The organism is uncultured Kriegella sp. (assembly GCF_963975415.1).
In the GTDB taxonomy this organism is placed as follows: Bacteria; Bacteroidota; Bacteroidia; order Flavobacteriales; family Flavobacteriaceae; genus Kriegella.
The window spans coordinates 391717-417473 of sequence record NZ_CAXBGN010000001.1 but is presented as its reverse complement, the minus strand read 5'-3'; the positions used below and the strand labels follow the sequence as shown (position 1 = coordinate 417473).

General features: G+C 41.0%; 21 protein-coding genes. 10 read left to right on the top strand and 11 right to left on the bottom strand.

Annotation, left to right across the window (positions count from 1 at the left end; all coding sequences use genetic code 11):
• Positions 1 to 325: 325 nt before the first annotated feature.
• From ilvD to AACZ88_RS01670, 8 genes are all read left to right on the top strand, one after another.
• On the top strand, positions 326 to 2002 hold the full coding sequence (gene ilvD, locus AACZ88_RS01705; RefSeq protein ID WP_339705263.1) for a dihydroxy-acid dehydratase: 1677 nt from the start codon (positions 326 to 328) through the stop codon (positions 2000 to 2002).
• A 96-nt stretch (positions 2003 to 2098) separates the two neighbouring features.
• The gene (gene ilvB / locus AACZ88_RS01700; protein WP_339705260.1) at positions 2099 to 3832 is read left to right on the top strand and encodes a biosynthetic-type acetolactate synthase large subunit; all 1734 of its coding nucleotides are present in this window, start codon (positions 2099 to 2101) and stop codon (positions 3830 to 3832) included.
• Positions 3833 to 4107: 275 nt separating this feature from the next.
• The gene (gene ilvN, locus AACZ88_RS01695) at positions 4108 to 4638 is read left to right on the top strand and encodes an acetolactate synthase small subunit (RefSeq protein ID WP_339705258.1); all 531 of its coding nucleotides are present in this window, start codon (positions 4108 to 4110) and stop codon (positions 4636 to 4638) included.
• A 28-nt stretch (positions 4639 to 4666) separates the two neighbouring features.
• Positions 4667 to 6142, top strand: a complete 1476-nt coding sequence (ilvC, locus tag AACZ88_RS01690) for a ketol-acid reductoisomerase (protein WP_339705256.1) — start codon at positions 4667 to 4669, stop codon at positions 6140 to 6142.
• A gap of 161 nt (positions 6143 to 6303) precedes the next feature.
• The gene (gene ilvA, locus AACZ88_RS01685; RefSeq protein ID WP_339705253.1) at positions 6304 to 7602 is read left to right on the top strand and encodes a threonine ammonia-lyase IlvA; all 1299 of its coding nucleotides are present in this window, start codon (positions 6304 to 6306) and stop codon (positions 7600 to 7602) included.
• Between the two features lie 267 nt (positions 7603 to 7869).
• Positions 7870 to 9462, top strand: a complete 1593-nt coding sequence (locus AACZ88_RS01680) for an NADP-dependent glyceraldehyde-3-phosphate dehydrogenase (RefSeq protein WP_339705250.1) — start codon at positions 7870 to 7872, stop codon at positions 9460 to 9462.
• Between the two features lie 123 nt (positions 9463 to 9585).
• Positions 9586 to 10992 (top strand): sulfatase-like hydrolase/transferase, encoded by a 1407-nt coding sequence (locus tag AACZ88_RS01675; protein ID WP_339705247.1) that lies wholly within the window; start codon positions 9586 to 9588, stop codon positions 10990 to 10992.
• 219 nt (positions 10993 to 11211) lie between these two features.
• Positions 11212 to 12414, top strand: a complete 1203-nt coding sequence (locus tag AACZ88_RS01670; protein WP_339705244.1) for an MFS transporter — start codon at positions 11212 to 11214, stop codon at positions 12412 to 12414.
• 84 nt (positions 12415 to 12498) lie between these two features.
• Here the strand turns inward: AACZ88_RS01670 and leuB are convergent, their stop codons facing one another.
• The 5 genes from leuB to AACZ88_RS01645 all read right to left on the bottom strand — a co-directional run bounded on the left by leuB (position 12499) and on the right by AACZ88_RS01645 (position 17771).
• A complete protein-coding gene (gene leuB / locus AACZ88_RS01665) occupies positions 12499 to 13554 on the bottom strand; it encodes a 3-isopropylmalate dehydrogenase (protein WP_339705241.1) in 1056 nt (351 codons plus the stop codon).
• 21 nt (positions 13555 to 13575) lie between these two features.
• Positions 13576 to 15090 carry an alpha-isopropylmalate synthase regulatory domain-containing protein gene (locus AACZ88_RS01660; RefSeq protein WP_339705238.1) on the bottom strand — a complete coding sequence of 505 codons (1515 nt, stop codon included), beginning with the start codon at positions 15088 to 15090 and terminating at the stop codon, positions 13576 to 13578.
• Positions 15091 to 15216: 126 nt separating this feature from the next.
• The gene (gene leuD / locus AACZ88_RS01655; RefSeq protein WP_339705236.1) at positions 15217 to 15813 is read right to left on the bottom strand and encodes a 3-isopropylmalate dehydratase small subunit; all 597 of its coding nucleotides are present in this window, start codon (positions 15811 to 15813) and stop codon (positions 15217 to 15219) included.
• A gap of 114 nt (positions 15814 to 15927) precedes the next feature.
• The gene (gene leuC, locus AACZ88_RS01650) at positions 15928 to 17343 is read right to left on the bottom strand and encodes a 3-isopropylmalate dehydratase large subunit (RefSeq protein ID WP_339705234.1); all 1416 of its coding nucleotides are present in this window, start codon (positions 17341 to 17343) and stop codon (positions 15928 to 15930) included.
• A 161-nt stretch (positions 17344 to 17504) separates the two neighbouring features.
• Positions 17505 to 17771, bottom strand: coding sequence for a hypothetical protein (locus AACZ88_RS01645; RefSeq protein ID WP_339705232.1), 267 nt, complete (start codon positions 17769 to 17771; stop codon positions 17505 to 17507).
• 328 nt (positions 17772 to 18099) lie between these two features.
• Between AACZ88_RS01645 and AACZ88_RS01640 the strand changes: the two genes are divergently transcribed.
• Positions 18100 to 18729 (top strand): SDR family oxidoreductase, encoded by a 630-nt coding sequence (locus AACZ88_RS01640; RefSeq protein WP_339705229.1) that lies wholly within the window; start codon positions 18100 to 18102, stop codon positions 18727 to 18729.
• A 50-nt stretch (positions 18730 to 18779) separates the two neighbouring features.
• Positions 18780 to 19286 carry a peroxiredoxin-like family protein gene (locus AACZ88_RS01635; protein ID WP_339705224.1) on the top strand — a complete coding sequence of 169 codons (507 nt, stop codon included), beginning with the start codon at positions 18780 to 18782 and terminating at the stop codon, positions 19284 to 19286.
• A 112-nt stretch (positions 19287 to 19398) separates the two neighbouring features.
• On the opposite strand, the gene AACZ88_RS01630 is transcribed toward AACZ88_RS01635, so the two are convergent.
• The 6 genes from AACZ88_RS01630 to AACZ88_RS01605 are packed head-to-tail and all read right to left on the bottom strand — an operon-like array spanning position 19399 to position 25754.
• Complete coding sequence (locus AACZ88_RS01630; RefSeq protein WP_339705222.1) at positions 19399 to 20346, bottom strand: ROK family protein; 948 nt, start codon at positions 20344 to 20346, stop codon at positions 19399 to 19401.
• A gap of 4 nt (positions 20347 to 20350) precedes the next feature.
• A complete protein-coding gene (locus AACZ88_RS01625) occupies positions 20351 to 21358 on the bottom strand; it encodes a Gfo/Idh/MocA family oxidoreductase (RefSeq protein WP_339705219.1) in 1008 nt (335 codons plus the stop codon).
• A 24-nt stretch (positions 21359 to 21382) separates the two neighbouring features.
• Positions 21383 to 22663 carry a DegT/DnrJ/EryC1/StrS family aminotransferase gene (locus AACZ88_RS01620; protein ID WP_339705216.1) on the bottom strand — a complete coding sequence of 427 codons (1281 nt, stop codon included), beginning with the start codon at positions 22661 to 22663 and terminating at the stop codon, positions 21383 to 21385.
• Positions 22644 to 25241, bottom strand: coding sequence for a glycoside hydrolase family 2 TIM barrel-domain containing protein (locus AACZ88_RS01615; protein WP_339705213.1), 2598 nt, complete (start codon positions 25239 to 25241; stop codon positions 22644 to 22646). Before AACZ88_RS01615 ends, AACZ88_RS01620 begins: the two co-directional genes overlap by 20 nt.
• Before the next feature lie 11 nt (positions 25242 to 25252).
• Positions 25253 to 25486, bottom strand: a complete 234-nt coding sequence (locus tag AACZ88_RS01610; RefSeq protein ID WP_339705210.1) for a YtpI family protein — start codon at positions 25484 to 25486, stop codon at positions 25253 to 25255.
• Positions 25487 to 25538: 52 nt separating this feature from the next.
• Positions 25539 to 25754 carry a hypothetical protein gene (locus AACZ88_RS01605; protein WP_339705208.1) on the bottom strand — a complete coding sequence of 72 codons (216 nt, stop codon included), beginning with the start codon at positions 25752 to 25754 and terminating at the stop codon, positions 25539 to 25541.
• Positions 25755 to 25757: the final 3 nt, after the last annotated feature.

Below are 25757 nucleotides of genomic sequence, written 5' to 3'. Positions count from 1 at the left end.
CTTTTTCTGCCCATCTGTGATACTACCTATCGAACTGTTCTAAATTAAGTAAAAAAAAGAACATTGGTTTAAAATAATGCTATCGGGTTCTAACTATAAAATAATAACCTATGGCCACAATTTTGTATTTAATGTCACTCCTTAATACCTATTGAATATGATAAAAAAAAGACCTTATTGTATTGAAATACAGTGTTTTAATTAATTTTTTTTCTGATTGGATTTAAATTGGTGTTAAATCTAAAGGTTATAAGGATTTATAAACATTTATCTTTGACCTATTGACTATGCATAATAAAATTTAAAAATAGCAAGACTCTCTTTAATGGAACTTAATAAATACAGTAAAAACGTTACACAAGACCCCACACAACCGGCAGCTCAGGCCATGCTTTATGGAATAGGTTTTAAGGATGAAGATTTTATGAAACCGTTAGTCGGAATCGCAAGCACGGGCTATGAGGGCAACCCTTGTAATATGCACTTGAACGATTTGGCCAAAGAAGTAAAGGCTGGCGTAAATTCGAATGAGTCTGTGGGCCTTATTTTTAACACTATTGGGGTTAGTGATGGTATTTCTATGGGGACACCAGGAATGCGTTTTTCACTGCCTTCTCGAGATATAATTGCAGATTCTATGGAAACTGTTGTTCAGGGCATGTCTTATGATGGTCTGGTTACGGTCGTAGGTTGTGATAAAAATATGCCAGGTGCGTTAATGGCAATGATACGCTTGAACCGTCCATCTATTTTGGTATACGGCGGTACTATTGCTTCGGGTTGTCATAATACTCGTAAATTAGACATTGTTTCTGCTTTCGAAGCTTGGGGCGAGAAGGTAGCAGGTACCATGGAAGAGGAAGAGTTTGGCTGTATTATCAAAAAATCGATCCCGGGCGCTGGGGCGTGTGGGGGTATGTATACCGCAAATACAATGGCATCCGCTATTGAGGCCTTGGGAATGGCCTTGCCATATAACTCTTCAAACCCGGCGATTAGCGATGATAAAAAGCAAGAGTGTATTGCCGCAGGGAAACAAATGTTTCACCTGCTAGAGAATGATATTAAACCATTGGATATTGTAACCAGAAAGTCTCTGGAAAATGCGATTCGTTTGGTTGTCATTATGGGAGGATCTACGAATGCCGTGCTTCACTTCTTGGCTATTGCACGAGCTGCCGATATCGATTTTACTTTACAAGACTTTCAACATATAAGTGATACTACGCCGTTTATTGCAGATTTGAAACCTAGTGGCAAGTACTTAATGGAAGATGTACACCGAATTGGAGGTACACCTGCGGTATTAAAGTATTTGTTGGAAAAAGGATTGCTACATGGTGATTGCCTTACGGTTACTGGTAAAACACTCGCTGAGAATTTAGCCGATGTACCTAGTCTGCAAGAAGGACAAGATGTTGTTCACTCATTGGAAAACCCTATAAAAGCTACAGGGCATTTACGAATGCTCTATGGAAATTTGGCAGTGAATGGTTCTGTTGCTAAAATTACAGGCAAAGAAGGTCTGCGGTTTAAGGGAACCGCTAAAGTATTCAATAGTGAGTACGATGCCAATGACGGTATACGTACAGGTTTGGTCAAACAGGGAGACGTAGTGGTTATTCGATATGAAGGGCCCAAAGGTGGACCAGGAATGCCGGAAATGCTTAAACCTACCGCTGCGATAATGGGAGCAGGCTTGGGTAAAGAAGTCGCATTGATTACAGATGGCCGTTTTTCTGGCGGTACCCATGGCTTTGTTGTGGGACACATTTCGCCCGAAGCCCAAGATGGGGGTACGATTGCCTTGGTGGAAGATGGAGACATCATTACAATTGATGCGGAAACAAATACAATTAATGTTGACGTATCTGATGAAGAGCTTGCAAAACGTAAAGAATCTTGGGTTGAACCTGAGTTGAAATTTAAGAAAGGTGTGTTATATAAATATGCGCGTTCTGTATCATCGGCCTCACAGGGTTGTGTGACCGACGAATTTTAATAAATGGATACCGCTTGATGGCGGAAACAAATTTTGGAGTCTAATTTAATTGACCCATAGAAATTTCAGATTTGAGGAAATTTGGGTGATAGGATTATGGAAACAGTAAAAGAAAAAAAGACAGCTACGGCAAAAAAGACCACTATAAAAATAAGTGGCGCAGAGGCGATAATTCATTGTTTATTGGCAGAAGGTGCTGATTTGGTCTACGGTTATCCTGGTGGGGCGATTATGCCCGTTTATGACGAATTATACAAATTTCAAGATAGGTTAACGCATGTACTTACACGACACGAACAGGGGGCAACACATGCCGCCCAAGGTTTTGCACGTGTTACGGGTAAGGTAGGGGTGGCTATGGCGACATCCGGTCCTGGGGCAACAAACTTGGTTACCGGTTTGGCAGACGCACAAATTGATTCAACACCAATGGTTTGCATTACAGGTCAGGTTGCACGGCATTTATTAGGTTCGGATGCATTCCAAGAAACGGATATTATAGGAATTTCTACCCCGGTTACCAAGTGGAACTATCAAATAACCAAAGCATCCGAAATTCCGGAAATAATGGCCCAGGCATTTTATATTGCCAAATCGGGTCGTCCAGGGCCGGTGCTTGTAGATATAACTAAAAATGCCCAAATCGAAGAATTCGAGTTTAGTTATGAAAAATGTACCGGTGTACGTAGTTACAATCCTGTTCCTAAACCAGATTTAAGAGCGATCGAGGCCGCAGCAGATTTGATCAACAGTGCTAAAAAGCCATATATCGTTTTTGGTCAAGGTGTTATTTTAGGCGAAGCCGAAGCACAGTTAAAGGCATTGGTGGAAAAAACGGGAATTCCCGCAGCGTGGACAATTTTAGGACTTTCGGCCATGGACACCGACCATCCGCTAAATGTGGGAATGGTTGGTATGCACGGTAATTACGGTCCAAATATATTGACCAACGAATGTGATTTGTTAGTCGCTATCGGCATGCGTTTTGACGATCGGGTAACAGGTAGTTTAGATACTTATGCCAAACAGGCCAAGGTCATTCATTTTGAAATAGACCCCGCTGAAATCAATAAGAATGTTGAGGCCGATGTTGCTGTTCTCGGAAATGCGAGGGAAACTTTAGAATTGTTGCTCCCTTTGGTTAGTGAGAATAAACATGAGGCTTGGCATAACGAATTTAAGAAAAAGTATCAAGAAGAGTTTGATGCGGTTATTAAGAACGATATCCATCCGACGAAAGAAGGGCTCACCATGGGCGAGGTTATTGAAGAAATAAATATCGCTTCGGGACAAAAAGCGATTATCGTTTCAGACGTAGGGCAACATCAAATGATTGCATGTAGATACGCCAAGTTCAAGCAAAGCAAGAGTAACGTCACCTCGGGGGGCTTGGGCACAATGGGCTTTGCCCTTCCGGCAGCTATCGGCGCTAAAATGGGAGCGATGGATCGTGAAGTAGTAGCCATAATCGGTGATGGGGGCTACCAAATGACCATACAGGAATTGGGAACCATTTTTCAAAACAAAACCCCAGTAAAAATTGTGGTATTGAACAATGAGCATTTGGGCATGGTACGTCAGTGGCAAGAATTATTTTTTGATAGGCGCTATGCATCGACCGTGATGACCAATCCAGATTTCGTAAAAATTGCCGAAGGCTATCACATAAAGGCAAAAAAAGTGAGCCAACGATCAGAACTTAAGGCGACGATAGAAGAGATGATGGCCTCCAAAGATGCCTATTTCTTGGAAGTATCGGTCGAAAAGGAAGACAATGTATTTCCTATGGTTCCGTCTGGGGCCTCTGTTTCAGATATTCGATTGAAATAAGTTTAGACACCATCAGACAGTGGTTCTATCTTTTGAATTAAAGAACACACATATGGCTGCTGGGAATTAGAAAAAATGAAAGATATAAATAGTTGAGACGGGGCCGGGAATCCATCAAGAAATATAGAAATCTTAAGAATAAATTTTCTGTTTTTTTTTGAAATTTAGGACGCAATAACAACTTATTTTTTTCTAAGTCGGTCGGTTTTAGAATGATTAGTAAATAAAATTAAATCAATTCCTTTTCTTTACGAAGAGGATTTTTTAAAGAGCGGATGAAAAAACAATGGTTTACTATTTCGGTATATTCCGAAAATAATGTCGGATTATTGAATAGAATATCAGGCATATTCTTGAAACGTCATATCAATATAGAGAGTTTGAATGTTTCCAAATCAGAAATTGAAGGGGTTTCTAAATTTACCATCGTGGTCAATACGACCGAGAAATGGACGCGTAATATTGTAGGGCAAATTGAAAAGCAGATTGAAGTGATCAAGGCGTATTATCATACAGATGATGAAACGATTTATCAAGAATCTGCCTTGTTCAAGATTGAATCGGATTTGTTGTTCGATGAACGACAAATACAGAATATTATTAAAGATAGTGGGGCCCAGATTGTAACTGTGGCCCGTGATTTCTTTGTATTGGCCAAGTCGGGACGTCGTAACGAGATAGACGATATGCATGATAAACTGAAACCTTTCGGTATCATGCAATTTGTACGCTCGGGGCGTATCGCGGTCACGAAATCGGAAATGCGAATAAGTGCTTTATTAAACGAATTTTATCAAGATAAATAATTTAAAACGAATAAAAAGAGAACACAAAATGGCAAATTACTTTAATACACTATCATTACGAGATCAATTGACGCAACTGGGCAAGTGTAGGTTTATGGAATCCAGTGAATTTTCAGATGGTGTATCTGCATTAAAAGGAAAAAAAATAGTAATCGTTGGTTGTGGTGCTCAAGGCTTGAACCAAGGTTTGAACATGCGTGATTCAGGCTTGGATATTTCCTATACCTTACGGGAAGCTGCTATAAAAGAGCAACGCCAGTCTTATAAAAATGCTACTGAGAACGGATTTACCGTAGGCACGTATGAAGAATTGGTGCCCACTGCCGATTTAGTAATTAACCTTACACCTGACAAACAGCATACGGCTGTCGTTGGGGCGGTAATGCCCTTAATGAAGCAAGGTGCTACTTTGTCATATTCGCATGGTTTTAATATTGTAGAAGAAGGTACTCAGGTTCGAAAAGACCTTACCGTAATTATGGTGGCTCCCAAAAGTCCCGGTTCAGAAGTGCGCGAAGAATATAAAAGAGGTTTTGGTGTTCCAACATTGATTGCCGTACATCCTGAAAACGATCCCGAAGGCAAAGGGTTGGAGCAGGCAAAAGCCTATGCTGCCGGAACAGGTGGGCATAGAGCTGGTGTATTGGAGTCTTCCTTTGTTGCAGAGGTGAAGTCCGATTTAATGGGTGAGCAAACCATTCTTTGTGGGTTACTACAGACAGGCTCTATTCTTTGTTTCGATAAGATGATCGAAAAGGGAATCGATGCCGGTTATGCCTCTAAATTGATTCAGTACGGTTGGGAGACCATTACCGAAGGTTTAAAGTATGGTGGAATCACCAATATGATGGATCGTTTGTCAAATCCTGCGAAAATAAAGGCGTTTGAATTATCCGAAGAATTAAAGGATATTATGCGTCCTCTTTTTCATAAGCATATGGATGATATTATGAGTGGTCATTTTTCAAAAACGATGATGGAAGATTGGGCCAATGATGACAAGAATTTGTTAAGTTGGAGAGCCGCCACAGGTGAAACGGCTTTTGAGAAGACACCGGCCGGTACCGATAAAATTTCGGAACAGGAGTTTTATGACAATGGTGTTCTAATGGTCGCGATGGTCAGAGCGGGAGTGGAGTTGGCCTATGAGTCAATGACCGAATCGGGTATAATTGGTGAATCTGCTTATTATGAATCATTGCACGAAACTCCTTTGATTGCAAATACTATTGCAAGAAAGAAATTATTCGAAATGAATAGGGTTATCTCCGATACGGCAGAATATGGCTGTTATTTGTTCGATCATGCTTGTAAGCCACTTTTGGGCGATTTTATGAAGAAAATCGATACCGATGTTATTGGCAAACCTTTTGGAAAAGATAAAGACAATGGCGTAGACAATGCGAAATTGATTACCGTCAATAAAGCACTACGTGAGCACTCTGTCGAAATAGTGGGTACAAGATTACGAGAGTCTATGACTGCTATGAAACCCATAGTGTAAGATATACCTATCTAAATGCCTTCTTTTGAGAAAGGTATTTTTTAGCCTGTCATGTTTCATTGTGCGGAATTTATTTCAACAGTAAAACCTGACAGGTTTTTTTATTATGAACATCCGGAATGTTGTTTAACCGGAAGAACCAATAGATTTAAATTCATACTATGAATTCGAATGATGCTGTCACCCCAAGAGGTGAGGGCTTGGAAAAGATACCTTACTTTCCGCAGATAGCCGATATCCGAAAGGCAGCGGAAACGATACGTCAAGTTGCCGAAATTACCCCTCTTGTCTCAAGTATACGTCTATCCAAGCTTTATGAAGCTAATATATTTTTAAAACGAGAAGATTTGCATCGTGTTCGTTCCTATAAAATAAGAGGTGCTTTTAATAAAATCAGCTCGCTCTCAAAGGAAGAAATGAGCCGTGGTGTCGTATGCGCCAGTGCCGGTAACCATGCTCAAGGTGTGGCATTTGCCTGTAATCATTTGGGGATACGGGGTACTGTTTTCATGCCGTCGGTTACGCCGAAACAAAAAATAGAGCAGACCCAAATGTTCGGAGGCGAAAATGTAGAAATCGTTTTAGAGGGAGACACCTACGATGATGCTTCCCATGCTGCACATCACTATTGTAAAACGCACGGTAAAACTTTTGTGCATCCGTTCGACGACCCTAAGACTATTGAAGGTCAGGGCACAGTAGGGCTTGAAATTGTAGAACAGGAAAAAGCACCGATAGACTTTCTCTTCGTTGCCGTTGGTGGTGGTGGTTTGGCTTCCGGTCTTTGTGGTGTCTTTAAGGCATTATCTCCTCAAACCAAAATTGTAGGAGTCGAGCCAGAAGGTGCACCGGCAATGGTAACTTCCATAAAAATGGGTGTTAATACCGAACTGGCCCAAATTGATAAGTTTGTTGACGGGGCAGCTGTTAAAAAAGTCGGGGACCTTGCTTTCTCTATTTGTAGTAAGAATCTTTACGATATGGTAACGGTCGCAGAGGGAAAAGTTTGTCAGACTATTCTAGACTTGTACAATCGCGATGCGATTGTCGTAGAGCCTGCGGGAGCTCTGACTATCGCGGTTTTAGATAAATTTGCCGAAGAAATCAAGGGTAAGAATGTGGTTTGTGTGCTTAGTGGCAGCAATAATGATATTACACGTACTCCCGAAATAAAGGAACGAGCACTGCTCTATGCCAAATTAAAGCATTATTTCATTGTTCGTTTTCCGCAACGTCCAGGGGCACTTAAGCAATTCGTTGCTGAAATTTTAGGTCCCGATGATGATATTACGCATTTTGAATATTCTAAGAAATCGAGTAAAGAAAACGCACCTGCCATTGTGGGGATCGAATTGAAAAGTCCTGAAGACTTGTCTCCATTGATACAGCGGATGAAATCAAAAGGTTTTTTTGGGGATTACTTGAACGATAAGCCCGATTTGTTCCAGTATTTGGTATAGCGAACAATTTATGGATTGGTATTCGGGTATCCTTATTGAATCAGTAGGGGAGAGTAACCAAAATGGGATTATGAATTCAAAAGACCATTTTGAATTGTGCAATTCGTTTTTTTATGCCTTATTTTTGATGTATGCGTTTACACGAAATAAGCGTTGTTTTTTAAAGATTAGAAGTATACAAACCATCGAACGGACACATTTTAATGAATAACAAACTGAATGGATATCGAATTATCTAAAACAGTTTCTAACTAACTAAAAGCGAAAATGGGAGAATCAAATACTACGATACCTACTGAATTCCAAATTACGGAAACCATAGAACAAAAAAAATACTTGGTAAATGGTGAATTAAAAGACTGGAAAGGAAATACCACTGATGTTTTTTCAACGATTTCCTCTTCGGAAAAATATGCACATACCCGTTTAGGTAGTATTCCCGATATGGGGGAGCCAGAGGCCATGGAAGCCTTGAATGGTGCTTTAGTAGCCTTTGATAAAGGAAAAGGAGTGTGGCCTACAATGCACGTTAAAGACCGCATCGAATGTATGGAGGTCTTTGTGAAGAAGATGAAGACAAAACGTGAGCTGATCGTAAAATTGTTGATGTGGGAAATTGGTAAATCACTACCTGATTCGCAGAAAGAGTTTGACCGAACGGTAGAATATATTTCAGATACGATTGAAGACTATAAGCAATTGGACAGAAATTCGGCCAAATTTGAAAAACATGACGGTGTTTATGCCCATGTCAAAAGAGGCCCTTTAGGGGTCGTACTATGCTTGGGGCCATACAATTATCCCTTAAATGAGACCTTTGCCCTGTTAATTCCCGCAATCATCATGGGAAATACGACTATTTTTAAACCTGCAAAACACGGTGTTTTGTTGATTACCCCGCTTTTAGAGGCGTTTCAAAGTAGTTTTCCTAAAGGCGTTGTCAATATTATTTTTGGCAGAGGTAGGGCAGTGGCGGCACCGATTATGCAAACCGGAAAGGTTGATGTATTGGCCTTAATTGGGAATAGTAAGTCGGCCAATGCTTTGCAAGAACAACATCCGAAGAGTAATAGACTGCGATTGGTTTTGGGATTGGAAGCCAAGAACCCGGCGATTATATTGCCAGATGCGGATTTAGACCTGACCATTGACGAATGTCTTGCGGGTACACTTTCTTTTAATGGACAGCGTTGTACGGCATTGAAAGTACTTTACGTGCACGAGGATATTAAGGAGAAATTTATCAAACGGTTTTCCCAAAAAGTAGATGAGCTCAAATTCGGCAACCCTTGGGATTCTGGTGCGAAACTTACTCCGTTACCAGAACCTGGCAAACCTGCCTACATTCAAGAACTAATCGATGACGCACTAACCAAAGGGGCACAAATTAAAAATAAAAAGGGCGGAAAGCAGACCGATAATTATATTTGGCCTGCGGTTTTATACCCGGTTTCGAAAGATATGCGGGTGTACCAAGAAGAACAGTTTGGTCCCATTATCCCTGTGGTTTCCTTCAGTAATATTGAAGAACCCTTGGATGATATGGCGGAAAGCAATTACGGACAGCAGGTCAGTTTGTTCGGTAAAGACGTGTATGCGCTTTCTCCGTTGATCGATACATTGGTAAATTTGGTTTGTCGTGTTAACCTGAACAGCTCATGTCAACGCGGACCTGATGTGTATCCGTTTACGGGAAGAAAAGACTCTGCACAGGCTACATTGAGTGTACACGATGCCCTGCGCTCATTTTCCATACGTACGTTTGTTGCCTTTAAAGATAACGATCTGAATAATGAGACGATTGAGCACCTTTTAGATGCAAAGCTGTCGAATTTTATTAGCACAGATTACATATTGTAAATAATAGGCAGGTTAAACGGCTTAATGTCACAAAAGACGTTATGCGTCTCTATTATTTTCTATTGGCAGGGTTATTTTAAAGTACGGCTGGTAGCTATAAAGATGAATGAATTATTTTGACCTATGAGGAGTTTTGGAAGATTGCCAATTTGTATTTTTTTTGGCTTGCTTGCCTATACTAATATTTCAGGGCAATCAAGAAACTCTGGAGAAAAGCCCAATTTCATTCTAATTGTTGCCGATGATCTTGGATATGGTGATCTCGGATTTACGGGAAGTAATCAAATAAAGACGCCTCATATTGATGAGCTGGCTCGTAAGGGAACTATTTTTACCCAAGGGTATGTTTCATCCCCAGTGTGTAGTCCTTCACGCGCTGGTTTTATCACAGGTGTCAACCAAGTTGAGTTTGGTCATGACAACAACCTTCCTCGAAAGGCGGAGCCCGGATTTGATTCAGAATATTTGGGCTTGCCGCTTTCACAAAAAACAATAGCGGATCATTTAAAACCCTTTGGTTATGTCAGTGGACTAATCGGAAAGTGGCATTTGGGTTATGAAGAGCAATTTCATCCTTTAAACAGAGGTTTCGACGAGTTTTGGGGGTATACCGGTGGCGGGCATGATTATTTTTCCGCCAATGATGAAGGCAAGGGGTATTTGTCTCCTATAGAGAGTAACTACCGTACGCCACAATCGCTTACTTATTTGACAGACGACAAGGGTAGTGAATGTGTCGATTTTATAACACGCCATAGGCAGTCTCCCTTCTTTTTGTTCGCTTCATTCAATGCACCGCATACGCCGATGCAAGCCAAGGAAGAAGACCTTAAGCTGTATGCCCATATTAAGAATAAAAAAAGAAGAACGTATGCGGCAATGGTACATCGTTTGGATGTGAACGTTGGTCGTATTATGGCAGCAGTTAAAAAGGAAGGTTTAGAAAACAATACAATCATTGTTTTTATAAGTGATAATGGTGGTCCTACAGATACAAATGCTTCATTGAACGCACCCTACAGGGGTCAGAAGGGAATTGTACTTGAAGGGGGAATTCATGTGCCTTTTATTATTAAAGGTGCTGAAATTATACCCTCTGGCCAAACTTTAGGGGAAATGGTGACAGCGTTGGACTTGGCCCCAACTTTTTTAACATTGGCCTCAGGTAATGTTGCCGATCAAAAATATTTTACAGGAGTAAATTTGATGCCTTACCTCACCGGCAAGGTTACGGCAGTCGCTCGTCAAGAACTGCTTTGGCGCTTTACAATCAGTACAGCCATACGTCAAGGAGATTGGAAATTGATTCGGATGCCAGATCGGCTTCCTATGCTTTATCATCTGCCTACCGATATTTCGGAAGAAAAAGATGTTTCTCTTGAGAATTTGGCCAAAACTAAGGAATTATTACACAAATTAGGGGAATGGGATGTCAATTTACCCCACCCTGTATTTGTTGAAGGAGCCGAATGGAAGCGTAGACAATTGAGTCTATATGATAAAACCTATCAGCTTGAACAGCCTCGGTAGCCGATAGAGACGATACCTTTCCCTATTTATTTTCTGTAGCAATTTACCTTTCTTAACACTATTTAAGAAAAATACGAGGTAATATCCGATAGATATTGGACAATAGCACATATCATAATCATAAAAGTCCGTCCTAACTTTGTCCAGACAATTATAATTGTTATTGAATTTAAAGAGCCCCAACTCTTTTTTAAAAGTTTAACCTTAAAAATGTTAGTTATGAAACTAAAAGCATCAAACAAAAAAGCGCTGATTGCCTTGGCCCTTGGAGGGTTCGGCATTGGACTTACAGAGTTTGTAATCATGGGCATATTGCCCGATGTTGCTTCAGGACTCCAAATAAGTATTCCGCAAGCGGGCCATTTTATTGCGGCCTATGCTTTAGGAGTTGTAGTCGGTGCACCTCTGTTTACCCAAATTGCAGGTAAGTGGACTGCAGAGAAAGTACTACTCTATTTAATGGTATGGTTTACCGCCTTCAATACCTTATCTGCCTTTGCAGATAGTTATGGAAGCTTACTTTTTTATAGATTTTTGTCGGGCTTGCCGCATGGTGCCTTTTTCGGAATTGGAGCGGTCGTGGCCGGAAAACTTTCCAAGCCGGGGAAAGCAGCTCAGGCCATTGCTACCATGTTTGCCGGGTTAACGGTAGCCAATGTAATCGGTGTGCCTCTTGGAACATATTTAGGACACCATTATGGATGGAGTATTTCGTTTTTAATGGTCGGCGTGGTCGGCCTTATTACGATGGCGAGTATCTATTTTTGGATGCCCCATTTCGAACCAGAACCTTCTAAATCGAATACGGAAGGTAATCAGGGCCTTAAAAACATGGAACTTTGGATACTAATTCTATTGACAACAATAGGTACTGGAGGATTCTTTGCTTGGTACAGCTATATTGCCCCATTGATTACCAAGGTGGCAGGCCATGCTGATAATGTTGTGGGCTATGCCATGATCATTGCGGGCTTGGGTATGGTTTTAGGAAACTTTATCGGTGCCAAAATGGCGGAATGGTTTTACCCTTTAAAAGCTGTTGCCATAAGTCTATCGGTGATGGTGGTTGTACTACTCGTCAACGCTTTCGTTGCTTCCGATCCGAATGCGGTATTGGTATTGACTTTTATTATTGGAATGGTCTCCTTTAGTGTTGCAACCCCCATACAAATGGCTATCATAAACACCTCGAAAGGTTCTGAGATGTTAGCTTCCTCTATGAACCAAAGTGCATTTAATATGGGTAATGCCTCGGGAGCGTATCTTGCAGGATTGCCAATTACATTGGGTTACGGCTATACATCAGCAGGACTTGTAGGTGCTGTTCTAGCAGGACTAGGAGTGGTTATGTCGGTGTCCGTAATCATAATGCGGAAAAACCGTAGTACTAAAAGAGGAAAAATGGCCCTTAGTGGCAGATAACCGAATTACTAACTCAAACCTAAAACCCCGAAGCGTAGAATATTACGTTTCGGGGTTTTTAATTTTTAATTTTCTAAAAATGACTTAGACGTTCTTCGCTAACCAGTCTCCAACTTCACTGGTCTTATAGGCTTTTCCGCCTTCGGCCAAATCTTCGGTTACAATACTCTCGGATAACGATTTGTTGACTACGTCACGTATCGCTTGGGCTTCTTCATTAAGATTTAAATCTTCAAAAAGCATAGCGGCCGATAAGACAGTAGCCAATGGGTTGGCAATATCTTTACCCGCAGCCTGGGGGTAAGAACCGTGAATGGGCTCGTACAAAGACACCTTGCTTCCTACCGAAGAAGAGGGCATTAATCCCATAGACCCAGAAATAACAGACGCTTCATCCGTCAAAATATCTCCAAAAAGGTTTGCGGTGATGATTACATCATAGTCTTTAGGCCATTGAACCAAACGCATGGCAACGGCATCGATAAATTCATAGGAAACTTCTACCTCAGGATAATCCTTTTCCATTGCCTGAACGGTTTCACGCCATAAACGTGAAGATTCCAGAACATTGGCTTTGTCTACACAACACAACTTTTTAGAGCGCTTTAGAGCCATTTCAAAGCCCTTTTTTGCTAATCGTTCTATTTCAAAACGTTGGTAGGTCATGGTGTCAAAAGCGGTGTTGCCATCGTCTTTTCTTCCGCGTTCCCCGAAATAAACACCTCCAGTTAATTCTCTAAGGATGATCAAATCAGTTCCCTCGATTCGCTCACGCTTTAAGGGTGATTTGTCAATAAGGGAAGGAAAAGTAAATGTTGGTCGTACGTTGGCGAAAAGACCTAATTTTTGACGCATTTTCAACAATCCTTGTTCCGGGCGTACTTTTGCCGATGGGTCATTGTCAAAACGAGGGTGGCCAATGGCACCGAATAAAACGGCGTCGGCATTGGCACATACTTCGTGGGTTTCGTCTGGGTAAGGTTCCCCAACGGCATCTATGGCCGCAGCACCCGTCAAAGCGGGTGTCCAACTTATTTCGTGATTGAATTTTTCAGCAATCGCATTCGATACTTTTACAGCTTGATCAATAACTTCGGGGCCTATACCATCTCCGGCTAAAAGGGCTATATTCAGTTTCATGTACTAGTGTTTCTATTTAGGTTATATGATATTCAACATTTTTTCTGTGGCTTTGATGGCCGAAACGGTTTGGTCGGAATCCAGCCCACGGGTGATAAATTCTTTACCCTCGTGCTCCCAAGTGATAATGGTCTCGCATAAGGCATCAGAGTTGCTTCCAGGAGGTATTCTCACCGCATAATCGGTAAGTTTGGGAAATGGCTTTTTTTTGTTTTTATATACACGGCGGAGGGCATTCATAAAGGCATCGTATTGACCGTCTCCCTGCGCATGCTCTTCATGGAGCTCCCCGTCGATTTCAAGGGCCACTGCCGTAGAAGGTTTTAATCCTTTGGCATGGGTCAGCACATACGACTTGACAAATACACGTTGTTGTTTGGCAACGGTATCCAAGACGTCGGAAATGATATAAGGAAGGTCTTCTTTTGTGACCCGCTCCTTTTTATCACCCAATTCTATGATGCGTTGTGTTACTTTTTTAATTTCCTCGTCGTTCAGGGTCAGACCTAGTTCTTGAAGATTCTTTTGAATATTGGCTTTTCCGGAAGTTTTTCCTAAAGCATATTTTCGTTTACGGCCAAATCGCTCTGGCAGTAAGTCGTTAAAGTATAGATTTTTTTTACTATCCCCATCCGCATGTATGCCAGCTGTTTGGGTAAACACGTTATCTCCTACGATGGGCTTGTTCGCGGGGATTCCGAAACCTGTAAAAGCAGAGACCAATTTACTGACTTTATAGAGTGCGGTTTCCTTTACGCCTATTTTTATATCTTGATGAAAGTCGTTAATTACGGCTACAACACTTGCCAATGGGGCGTTACCTGCCCGTTCGCCCATACCATTTACCGTCAAATGTAACCCATGACAACCAGCCTTTAAGGCTTCCATGACATTGGCTACACTCAAATCATAATCATTATGGCCGTGAAAATCAAAATGGCTGTTCGGATATCTTTCAATAATTTCCGCCAGAAATTCATGGGTTTCCGTGTGGGTTAAAACACCCAAGGTATCGGGTAAGAGAATACGTTTTACAGGTTGTGTGGTCAAAAAATCCAAAAACTGAAAAACATATTCTTTTGAATTACGCATTCCATTGCTCCAGTCCTCTAAATATACATTGGTGGTAAAACCTAAGGTATTGGCTTGAACGACATTTTTTTCAATGGCCTCGAAATGTTGTTCGGGGGTTTGTTTGAGTTGATGGGTCAAATGGTTTAAAGAGCCTTTCGTCAATAAATTTTGAACTTTGGCTCCTGCCTTTTGCATCCATTCCAAAGAGACCCCACGATCAACGAATGTCAATACTTCAATGCGATCCAAATAGTTTTGTGACGCGGCCCATTCGGTAATTTGCTGTACGGCTTTAAGTTCACCTTCTGAAACTCTTGCCGATGCCACCTCGATACGATCCACTTGCAATTCATCAAGCAACAACTTGGCCAGTGTCAACTTTTCAGAAGCGGAAAAGGATACCCCAGAGGTCTGTTCCCCATCACGCAGGGTAGTATCCATTATTTCGATGGTTCTTTTCATTTTCTGGTCATTCATCATTGCGAGCCAGTCTTGTCGACCCACCTCCGCAGCAAAGCAATACTTTAAGATGTTTAATAGTTTTCAATAGGTTGCTTCGTTGCGAAAATGCTTCTCGTAAGACGAATTTTAAAGTGGTCTGTCCAGGGCAAATTCCCGAATGTTTTCTTTGATGTTCAGCAAGTAATCAATATCATCAAATCCGTTCAACATATTTGCTTTTTTGTAGTCGTTGATGTCAAAACTCTCTTGAGCACCTGTTGCCTTAATGGTGATGGTCTGCTCGGGCAGACTAATTTCCAGTTCGGTTTTCGGGTCTGTTTCGATGGCCTTGTAGATTTCATCTAAAAATTCAGCACTTACCTGAACCGGTAAAACACCAATGTTCAAACAGTTGTTTCTAAAGATATCTGCAAAAAAACTGGAGACAACACAACGGAACCCATAATCATAAACGGCCCAAGCCGCATGTTCACGGGAAGATCCCGAACCAAAGTTCTTGCCACCTACTAAAATTTTTCCGCCGTAAATAGGATTGTTCAATACAAAACTCTCTTTAGGAGAATTGTCTGCATTATAACGCCAATCACGAAACAAGTTATCACCGAAACCCTTACGTTCTGTGGCTTTTAAAAAACGTGCCGGAATGATCTGATCGGTATCTACATTCTCGATAGGCAATGGAACAGCACTGCTTGTTAGTATATTGAATTTATCGTATGCCATTTTTGTATATTTGTTTGTTAACTATCAATCTGAATGAAACGGAACAATCGGTGTCAAATCTAAAATGATTCAAACAGGTTTTACGTCCGTTTACATTAAAAAAGACGATTTCATTTAAGCCGTTTCTAATTCCATTAGTTCCCTAGGGTCGGTAACCTTTCCGGTAACGGCTGCCGCTGCGGCCACTAATGGACTTGCCAATAATGTTCGCGACCCCGGTCCTTGTCTTCCTTCGAAGTTTCTGTTCGAGGTGCTGACTGCATATTTACCTGCCGGGACCTTGTCATCGTTCATGGCCAAACAAGCAGAACATCCAGGTTCACGAAGTTCAAATCCGGCATTTGTCAAGATATCTAAAAGGCCTTCTTCTTTTATGGCAGCTTCCACCTTATGTGAACCAGGTACTAACCATGCAGTAACATGATCCGCTTTTTGTCTTCCTTTTATAAGGGAAGTGAAGGCTCTAAAATCTTCAATACGGCCATTGGTACAACTTCCAAGAAAAACAAAATCTATTCTTTTGCCTATCATGTTGTCGCCTTCATTGAAATTCATGTATTGCAGCGATTTTTTGTAGGTAGCAACGCCACCTTCGAGCGCTTTTGCCTCAGGAATACCATGGGAAATTCCGATGCCCATCCCTGGGTTGGTACCGTAGGTAATCATAGGTTCTATATCGGCAGCGTCAAAAACAACTTCCTTATCATATTCGGCACCTTCATCGGTAGGAAGAGTCTCCCAGTATGCCATGGCTTTGTCCCAAGCGGCACCTTTTGGAGTGAATTCCCTGCCCTTGACATATTCAAATGTTTTTTCATCGGGTGCTATCATACCACCTCGGGCTCCCATTTCTATGCTGAGATTACAAACGGTCATTCGCCCTTCCATGGTCATATTACGGAACACTTCACCCGCATATTCCACGAAATAGCCAGTAGCGCCAGATGTAGTCAGTTTAGAGATAATATACAGGGCAACGTCTTTTGGGGTCACTGCCTTACTTAAACTTCCATTGACAGTAATACGCATACTCTTGGGTTTGGTCTGCATAATACATTGTGTTGCCAATACCATTTCTACTTCAGAGGTACCGATACCAAAAGCAATGGCACCAAAAGCACCATGAGTAGAGGTATGCGAGTCCCCACAGACGATAGTCGCCCCGGGTTGAGTAATACCATATTCGGGACCTACAACGTGTACAATACCGTTTTTTTCATGGCCGAGCCCCCAATATGAAATGCCATATTCATTGGAATTCTCTTCCAATGCTCTTAGCTGATTGGCAGAAAGTGGATCGGCAACAGGTAAATGTTGATTGATCGTTGGTGTGTTGTGGTCAGCGGTGGCAAATGTCTTTTCAGGATACATCACCCGAATACCACGATTCTTGATTCCTAAAAATGCAACAGGGCTAGTCACCTCATGAACCATATGTCGGTCGATAAATAATACATCAGGACCGTTTTCTATATGGTGTACCACGTGGGAATCCCACACTTTGTCAAATAATGTCTTCTTTGTACTCATTTTGTTTTGATAATTCTAAGCTTACAAAGCTATTAAAAGTAGCAGTCATAAGAAATTATTGAAGCTTAAAATTACGACGTTCAACAAAGAATTGAAGGGAATTAACAAGTTTATGTAACAAAAAGTTCTGTGGAAGCGAAGCTCTTCTGAACCAAGAATATTTAATTCGTATTCTCGGTTTGTTCTTGGCTTTCGCTATAGAGTTGGTTTTCTTCGTCTTTCAAATTTTTAGGACTCTTATTCTTGGGAAGGGTGCGCCCGGGCACATCTAAATCGCTTCCCGCAAAATCGGTATTTTCTTCCCGACCTTTTAGTTGGGTGTCATCACCTTGGTCAGATCGTATATTTTCGATTCTATCACGAAGGGCTTTTTTATCTTCCTTGGTGATATTTGAATTGTACGTTTTATTTTGCTCTTTTGTGCTCATTTTTTTGCTTTTACTAATTAATAAATTTGTCTTTCGTTCTGGTCTGGGCAAATTGTCAAAAAGCTTTTTTCAGTTTCCGCAATGTTACGTGGTAATTTGTATTCCCAAAACATCTTCAATCTCTTCCATTTAAAGTAGTATTATTGACGGTATTCGTTTAATAATTGACGCATAAGCAATGTATAGGAATTCGTGAATTTTCAGGGGAGGGGAATAGTGTTGCTTTTTGATTTGCGTCAATATTTGACGAGTATGCATCAATGCATTTCTTATGGAAATGGGAGCTTTGTACTAAAGAAAAATACTTTACTTAAATTCAACAAATACTATGGAGAATGTTTTAATAGCGGGCGCCAACGGCACCACAGGAAAAAAAATTACGTCACTTTTAAAGGCCTCAACAGATTTCAATCCGGTGGCGATGGTACGAAAAGAAAGTCAGATGAAGCAGTTCGAAGATGAGCAAATTGACGTTGTTTTGGGCGATTTGGAAAAGGATGTTTCCCATGCAGTTCAAAATATAGATAAAGTGGTGTTTGCTGCTGGATCTGGAGGAAAAAATGTTGTAGGGGTAGATCAGGATGGTGCTAAAAAACTAATAGATGCCTCGAAAAAGGTCGGCTTGAAAAAATTTGTGATGCTCAGTTCTATGGGGGCGGGCGAGCCTAAAAAGGTGGCTAACCTTCGCAAATATCTAGAGGCAAAGCATAATGCAGACGAATATCTGAAAGATAGCGACCTTAATTATGTAATTGTAAGACCGGGAACGTTGACCAATGAAGACGGTACTGGAAAAGTGAGGCTCGATAAAAAACTGGAAACTTCAGGTTCTATAAGTAGAGACGATGTAGCCCAAACGTTAGTCGATGTTTTACACATTGATGCAGTGAACAAAAAAACCTTTGAAATATTGGAAGGTGATACACCGATTCGACAAGCCGCAGAGGCAATTGGATAAAAAATTAGGGACTGAAATTGAAATGAAATATTAATTTAAAAAAGTAATTAATGCTTAAACCAAAAGATAAAGTACCTGAAATAGAAGTAAATCTTGTTAACGATACCCATTGGGTTTTAAAAGACCAAAAACCTGAACACTTTACCATGGTTATTTTTTATCGTGGTAAACACTGTCCGGTTTGTAAAACCTATTTACAGGAACTTCAAAAGAAAATATCAAAATTTACCGAGCGGGGTGTAAATGTAATCGCAATAAGTTCCGACACAAAAGAAAAGGCACAGGCTTCCTATGATGAATGGAAAGTGGCCGATATACCGATTGGCTACGATTTTAATATAGAGGCGGCACGCAAATGGAGGCTTTTTATTTCAAAAGGAATTAAAGATGAACCGGAAACTTTCATTGAACCGGGACTCTTTTTGATTCGACCCGACAATACGTTGTACAGTGCATCCATACAGAGTATGCCGTTTGCGCGACCCGAATTTGATGATTTGCTGAAGGCTATTGATTATATTGTCGACAAGGAATATCCGCCTAGGGGAGAAGCGTAGCTTTTTCTCGGATTCCGAAGATTTCTTGCATGGCCGACCGTATGATTTTTGAAGTTAGGGGTATCATAATAATGGAGATTAATGGCAACCCTTTTTTGGGGAGTTTGATGTTTTATGTTGTAGCTGCACTTTTAAGAATTAATGCTGCCGCACCAAGGCTTCCCGCAGCATTACCGAGCTGTGCCCCGACAATTTCCGTATGCCCTCCACAATCAGACATCATGTATTTGGTGGCCGCGGCACTGACCATATCGATATAGAATTGACCTGCGTCTGAAATTCCTCCCCCAATAACAACTTTTTGGGGAGCAAAAATATTTATAAAGGCGGCAATTCCATGCCCTAAATAGTTGGTCTGCTCTTGTAAACATTTTATAGCATACGGTTCGTTTTCATGGTACTTTTCTACAATATAATGTCCGTTGAGATTTTTAACGTCCATTCCCGACAGCTTGGCGTACCGTTGAATCAAGGCGGTAGTTGAAGCATATTGTTCAAGACAACCTTGACCGCCACAATTACAGGGTGGTCCATTATGCTCAACCACAATATGGCCCAATTCGGCGCCTCTATTTTTAAATCCGCCATATAATGCCCCGTTAGCGATAACGGCACCTCCGATTCCTGTACCAACAGTTAGGCAAACGGTGTCAGTGCATCCTTTTGCCGCTCCGTAATAGAATTCTCCCAAACCCATCAAATTTGCATCATTATCTACTTGAACAGGGAGGTTGAAAACCTCTGAATAATGAGTGGCAAGGTCGATATTTTCCCAACCCTTAAGATTATCGGCACCTCCGTAGAGCACGCCTTTATATATTATTCCGGGGGTTCCAATACCAATGCCGATAACATTTAATGCGTGTTCGTCGGCTTGATCGATAGTGATTAAAATAATTTTTTCTATGGTATCTAATATAATATCCTTGGTAGCATCACTACCTATAGGTAATAGATTTTTGAAAAAAATGTCTCCTAGCTCCGATATCAGGGCTACCTTGACGAAGGTGCCTCCAAGATCGACGCCAACCGCATATTTCAAATTTTTATTGAATATCATATGCTTAAAGATTAACGGCTTGCCCTGTTTCAGAAGATGAATAGGCAGCATTTACAATATCCAATACAATTTGTCCTTCTACAATACCTGGTATAGGGGTTGTTCTAGTTTTTATACAATTTACAAAATGCTCCATTTGCTTGGTGTATATTATTTGGGCACAGTGATCCTCACGTGCGGGAAGGTCAGGTGTAATTTTTTCAGAAGATTCTACACCGGTCGTTAGCTTCAATAATGTCGGAAACAAACTTGCATAGCCTTTGGTCCCCGATAGTCCCGTACTTGCTTCGGGGCCATCCATATGTGGGTGCCACCACCCACTTTCAATAATACTTTCCACTCCGTTATCCCAAGTGATAACGATAATACCGGTGTCATCTACATCGTAGTCTCCGAATTGTGTAGATATTCTGGCATAAACTTTAACCGGTTTTGGGTCTCCCAATAGATATCTTACGGTGTCAATGGCATGAACGCCCATGTCTGCAAGTGCCCCGCCACCAGCCAAATCTTTGGTAGTGAACCATCCTTCAGGTCCCCAGTTTTCGTGAATGCCATAGCCTTTTGTTTTAAAAATTTTGCCCAGTTTTCCTGAATCGATAGCATCTTTGATGTAATTGGTATCGATATCAAAACGCCACATGTGACCCACCATGACCAATCGGTCGTTCGCTTTGGCCGCTGCATCAATTTGCTGTCCTTCTATGGGATTCATTCCCATAGGCTTCTCGAGAAAAACGTCTTTTCCACTTTCTAAAAATGAAATAGCATATGGCGCATGGAATTTATTGGGTGTACTAATGATGACGCCGTCGATTTCGCTGTTCTCGATTACTTTGGAAATATCGGTATAAGCTTCCTGTATGCCATATTTGTTGGCAAATTTCTCGGCACTTTCAATATGCTTGGAAACTACACAAACAATTTCTACATTGGGAATAGCTTGTAATCCGCGGGCATGATAGTCTGCGATGTAGCCAACTCCGATAAGCGCTATTTTAAGGGTGTTCATAAAGTGTTCTTGTTACAATGGGCTCTAAAACAGGACTTCGGCGTTATCATATACTTTTCGAATGGCTCGGGCAATCAAATCCATATCTGCGGTAGTGCCCATAAGAATTTTGTGGTGTAAACATACGGACTCTTTTTCGAAAATACGTTCACAAATTGGTAATGAAAAACGTTTGGGGTCTATTGCCGCCCAATAATCTTCATTCAGTCTGTGTCGCGCTGGTTTAGTGTGCGGAACATAAAGTGAACAATTGTTCAAGGGTTCATAACATGCGTCAACAATTATACCCAATTCAGCTTCTAAAGCCGCTCTAAATTTTGCAATGGGTAAATTTTTAAATTTACTTTCATCATACCGGAACGCAAAATTAAAATATGCCTTTTTCGTTTCCCGGTCATCTCTTTTTAAAGGTGTTACTCCCGGTATTTCTTCTAACAAGCTGTTCAAATAAGCACCATTGGTATCTCTATTGGCATTTTGTTCTGGCAATCTCTTTAAACCTTCAATCAGCATAGCTGCTTGGAATTCTGTAATTCGAAAGTTGCCCGATTGAATAAAATTACCGTCATCACCATAATCTCCGATTCCTTTGTCAGCTCCAATAAGGGAATCTCCTTCAGGTCTACGTCCCACATTTCTTAGGGCATCTAATTTTTCGGCTAGGTCAGCATCATCTGTTGTCATGGACCCCCCTTCACCAGCGGTCAAGTGTTTTGACAATTGAAAGCTAAAACTTCCTACATTACCAATACTACCGGCTTTTTTCCCATTCCATTCACCGCCATGTTTATGGGCACAATCTTCAATTACATATAAATTGTGTTTTTTAGCGATATCCATAATGGCATCCATATCAGCAAATGCGCCATATAAATGCACTGGAATAATTGCTTTTGTTTTTGGCGTAATAGCTTTTTCGATAGCAACCGGATCAATACACCATGTATCTTCTAGAACATCGACTAAAATCGGAGTGGCATTTACGTCAATTACGGTTGCTGCCGTAGCTTGCCAAGTGATACCGGGAACAATTACCTCATCACCTACGCCTATACCAAGGGCTTCTAATGCAAGTTGCATAGTGATTGTACCGTTTACGGTACAGATAGCATATTTGGTGCCGGTAAATTCTGCAAATAATTGGTTGAATTCCATTTCCTTTGGTCCGTTGTACGACCAAACCCCACTATTGAGTACTTCAATAAGCGCAACTTCTTCTTCTTTGCCCCATACCGGCCATTTTGGCCATGGTTGTGCAGTGGTATCACGACAGGGATTTCCACCTTTAATCGCTAATTTTTCCATAGGTAATGTTATTTGAGTTCCAGGCTTCGACTTTTAGATCGGCCAGGGCGTTGTAGTTAAACCTTGCTTGTAGTGTTCTTTGTTCGTCAGGCACGAGGCTTATGAAATTATCTTCCCAAAAAACGGGCAGAATAGGCTCACCAGTACTTTTGTCAACCAATTTGAGATTAATCAAAAATGCAATTGCCGTACCGTTATTTGTTATGTGGACTGTAATTTGCTGTTGGTCATCTATTTTTTCAAAATTGTAATCCACTTCGATATCAACTTTGTCAAGCGTGTTGAGTAAAGCGTAATCGGCATATATCTTACTGGGCGTGTGAAAGGCGAATTCGCCAAGATCGGCTTCGTAGTCCAATACCTCTTCTTTGGTCGACAGCCAATAAAAGTTAGTGTCTATTTCTTTCCTAGTATCATCAAACAGCCGAAGATCAACAAAATAGGTTGTCGATAGGTCTTCGATGTCATCAATTTTAAATATTGGTTCGGAAGTATCGGAAAGTACTTGAAAATCAAGAGCCTTATCCAAAATTAGTTGTGATTCAATATCGTAAACTCGGATTCTGGCTTGTAAATTTTCAACGTTATGTGAAAAGTCATTTATCACATAAATTTTTTGGTCGCCATAATTATATGCAAGATGTAATGGAGCACAAGCCTTTTGCGTGGCATAGAAAGCCGCAGTGGGCATAAGGTAATAATCGTAAAGCTGCCAATACATTTTTGGCCAAGCCGCATTAAGCATCCATTGGATGATACCTGTTGATCTATCTTTATGAACTTGAAAGGCCTCGAACATTGGGCGCATCAATTCATAGTTCATACACTGCGCCTTTTTATCGAACTCTTCAAGGTTTTTTGGAATTCCATAACGCTCGTTAATTGCCGTAATAAAACGACTTAGATCGGCAAACTCGTAACGGCCACAATGATAGTTCCAGACATCACCAATGGGCCAAAGCTGGTCTTCTGGAATAAATTTCTTTAAACTTTCTAGCTGTGGTATCTGGGCACCTGGGCCTGTTTCGGTGTTAAATCCATAGGCGCCACCAAAATTAGTGTCAGTGAACCAATATACCGGTGCGGTATAGGCATATGGCCCCAACATTTTCACCCCTGATGATCCACTAATTTCACTGATAACATCTTCACTTCCGATAACATGTTGATCGCTTCCAACACCGCCTGTTGAATTCAAATAGGGGCGGGTAGGGTCAAACTTCTCGAAAGTCTCGATATACTTCTGTTCCAATTCGGTAATGGGTACCTTGTCGCTAGCGACCGTCCAGACAAATATACTGGGATGGTTGCGCAACCAAATCAATTGATCTTCCCAGGCTTGGGCCACGTGGTCAATGTCTTCTGGTTTATAAACACCTCCGAAGCGTTCATTTACGGGTACGCCCATATGAATTTCATGTTCCCAATGGCAGCTCCATCCGACCATGAGTAAAATGCCGTGCTCGTCGCAAAGATCATAGAGTTTATGGTCTTTTCCCCAAAAGCCTTCCAAACGAATTGTATTCAAATTCATTTGTTTGACATACTTTACCTGTGCCTCGATATTCTCGTCGGTATCCATTAATAAGAGATCGTCCGTCCATCCGGCACCTTTAATCAACACCTTTTTTCCGTTGATTTTATAGCCTCGGTGTATGTCGTTCAACCAATAGTCTTCAACTTCACGTATACCAAACTTGAGTTCGGTAGCATCGCATACCTTTTCATTTACAACAAACTGTGCTTCCAATTTATATAAATCGGGATTTCCCAAATGCACGGGCCACCAGAGCCTGGGATTATCTAGCTGCAATTGCGGGTATTTTGTAGGGTCAAATTCTATGTATGATGATGAATTTGCCGTAATAACGACCGTTTGTTCAAAGCGTATATCTTCTATTTTTCCGACTAAAACACCGGAAATAGTTGTATTGGTCGTATTTATTAATTCTGTGGAAACAGTTAATGCTGCTTTGTTCAGATTTGCCAAGTCTACTTTTGATTGCACAAAAGGATTCTTAATCTGTATACCTTTGTATAAGTGCAGTGTTACGGGTCTGAATATGCCCATATTGCCATCTGGAGGAGCTGGGTTCCAATCGACAAATCCGGTACTGAAGTCCCCGGGTTGCGGAGGAATAATTTCTATGGCCAATATGTTGCTTCCGGAAACAATGGCGTCGCTAACATCAAACGACGTAATACGAAATGCACCATTTATGGCCTTTGAATCGGCTATTTGCTTTCCGTTAAGCCAAACGTTGGCCTTATAATTTATACCATCAAAATTCAATGTGGCATTAAGTTCGGTTTGTTTCCCATTTATTTGAAAAACGGTTGTATACCACCACGGAACTTCGAATGGTTCAGTCGGTATATGCTTTAAGTTTTCACCGAAATAAGGGTCTTTATATACTTGGTTGGCGACCAGAGTACCCAATATTGTGGAAGGAACTTGGGCCGGTTGCCAATCTTCGGCAAGTGAATATTCTTTTGAAAGCATTTTTCCGGTTTCGGAAACCTGCTCAGAGGATTGAATTTTCCAATTCTCTCGTAATTCAATTTTCAGACACTCCATCTACACACTGCTTATTTATCGTTTGTCTTTTTGAATTTCCGTATGGTTCTTTTTGCCTTCCATACCATTCCACCGCCTATGGTAATCAAAACCAAACCGGCGACCAAATCGGTCATTTGCTGCACTAAGGTCTCCGTATATACCATGGCAAAAGTGATAATAATGCCAAAAATGAATATAAATACGCCCAAGGCTTGATTTATTTGTGCCGATTTAATTCTTGAAAGCCGCTCTAATTCGTTCATAATGTTTATGCTTTTGCTTAACTAAGTTCATATAAGAATACTGCGATTCATCTTAGAACTGATAATAGACGGTTGCCAAAATACCCAGAACGGCAACGGACCAAATTTTTAAATTGTTCCACCAATGGCGGTCTTCTTTTTTAATGCCTTCGTATATATATTCATTAGGGAGCATAACCACTAGCGCACCAATTAAAAAATAGAGGCCAAAAAATATCATTTTTGCCGTTTCTGCGGAAACTCCGGAAAGCCAATCAAAATTCAACATAGT

Coding starts and splice junctions, on each gene's coding strand:
- leuC (WP_339705234.1), bottom strand. CDS start 17,343: ATGAGTACAAAGAAGACATTATTTGACAAAGTGTGGGATTCCCACGTG.
- leuD (WP_339705236.1), bottom strand. CDS start 15,813: ATGGCATACGATAAATTCAATATACTAACAAGCAGTGCTGTTCCATTG.
- leuB (WP_339705241.1), bottom strand. CDS start 13,554: ATGAAACTGAATATAGCCCTTTTAGCCGGAGATGGTATAGGCCCCGAA.
- AACZ88_RS01645 (WP_339705232.1), bottom strand. CDS start 17,771: ATGAGCACAAAAGAGCAAAATAAAACGTACAATTCAAATATCACCAAG.
- AACZ88_RS01610 (WP_339705210.1), bottom strand. CDS start 25,486: ATGAACGAATTAGAGCGGCTTTCAAGAATTAAATCGGCACAAATAAAT.
- AACZ88_RS01625 (WP_339705219.1), bottom strand. CDS start 21,358: ATGAACACCCTTAAAATAGCGCTTATCGGAGTTGGCTACATCGCAGAC.
- AACZ88_RS01615 (WP_339705213.1), bottom strand. CDS start 25,241: ATGGAGTGTCTGAAAATTGAATTACGAGAGAATTGGAAAATTCAATCC.
- ilvB (WP_339705260.1), top strand. CDS start 2,099: ATGGAAACAGTAAAAGAAAAAAAGACAGCTACGGCAAAAAAGACCACT.
- ilvC (WP_339705256.1), top strand. CDS start 4,667: ATGGCAAATTACTTTAATACACTATCATTACGAGATCAATTGACGCAA.
- ilvA (WP_339705253.1), top strand. CDS start 6,304: ATGAATTCGAATGATGCTGTCACCCCAAGAGGTGAGGGCTTGGAAAAG.
- AACZ88_RS01620 (WP_339705216.1), bottom strand. CDS start 22,663: ATGGAAAAATTAGCGATTAAAGGTGGAAATCCCTGTCGTGATACCACT.
- AACZ88_RS01680 (WP_339705250.1), top strand. CDS start 7,870: ATGGGAGAATCAAATACTACGATACCTACTGAATTCCAAATTACGGAA.
- ilvN (WP_339705258.1), top strand. CDS start 4,108: ATGAAAAAACAATGGTTTACTATTTCGGTATATTCCGAAAATAATGTC.
- ilvD (WP_339705263.1), top strand. CDS start 326: ATGGAACTTAATAAATACAGTAAAAACGTTACACAAGACCCCACACAA.
- AACZ88_RS01635 (WP_339705224.1), top strand. CDS start 18,780: ATGCTTAAACCAAAAGATAAAGTACCTGAAATAGAAGTAAATCTTGTT.
- AACZ88_RS01660 (WP_339705238.1), bottom strand. CDS start 15,090: ATGAAAAGAACCATCGAAATAATGGATACTACCCTGCGTGATGGGGAA.
- AACZ88_RS01630 (WP_339705222.1), bottom strand. CDS start 20,346: ATGATATTCAATAAAAATTTGAAATATGCGGTTGGCGTCGATCTTGGA.
- AACZ88_RS01640 (WP_339705229.1), top strand. CDS start 18,100: ATGGAGAATGTTTTAATAGCGGGCGCCAACGGCACCACAGGAAAAAAA.
- AACZ88_RS01670 (WP_339705244.1), top strand. CDS start 11,212: ATGAAACTAAAAGCATCAAACAAAAAAGCGCTGATTGCCTTGGCCCTT.
- AACZ88_RS01605 (WP_339705208.1), bottom strand. CDS start 25,754: ATGTTGAATTTTGATTGGCTTTCCGGAGTTTCCGCAGAAACGGCAAAA.
- AACZ88_RS01675 (WP_339705247.1), top strand. CDS start 9,586: ATGAGGAGTTTTGGAAGATTGCCAATTTGTATTTTTTTTGGCTTGCTT.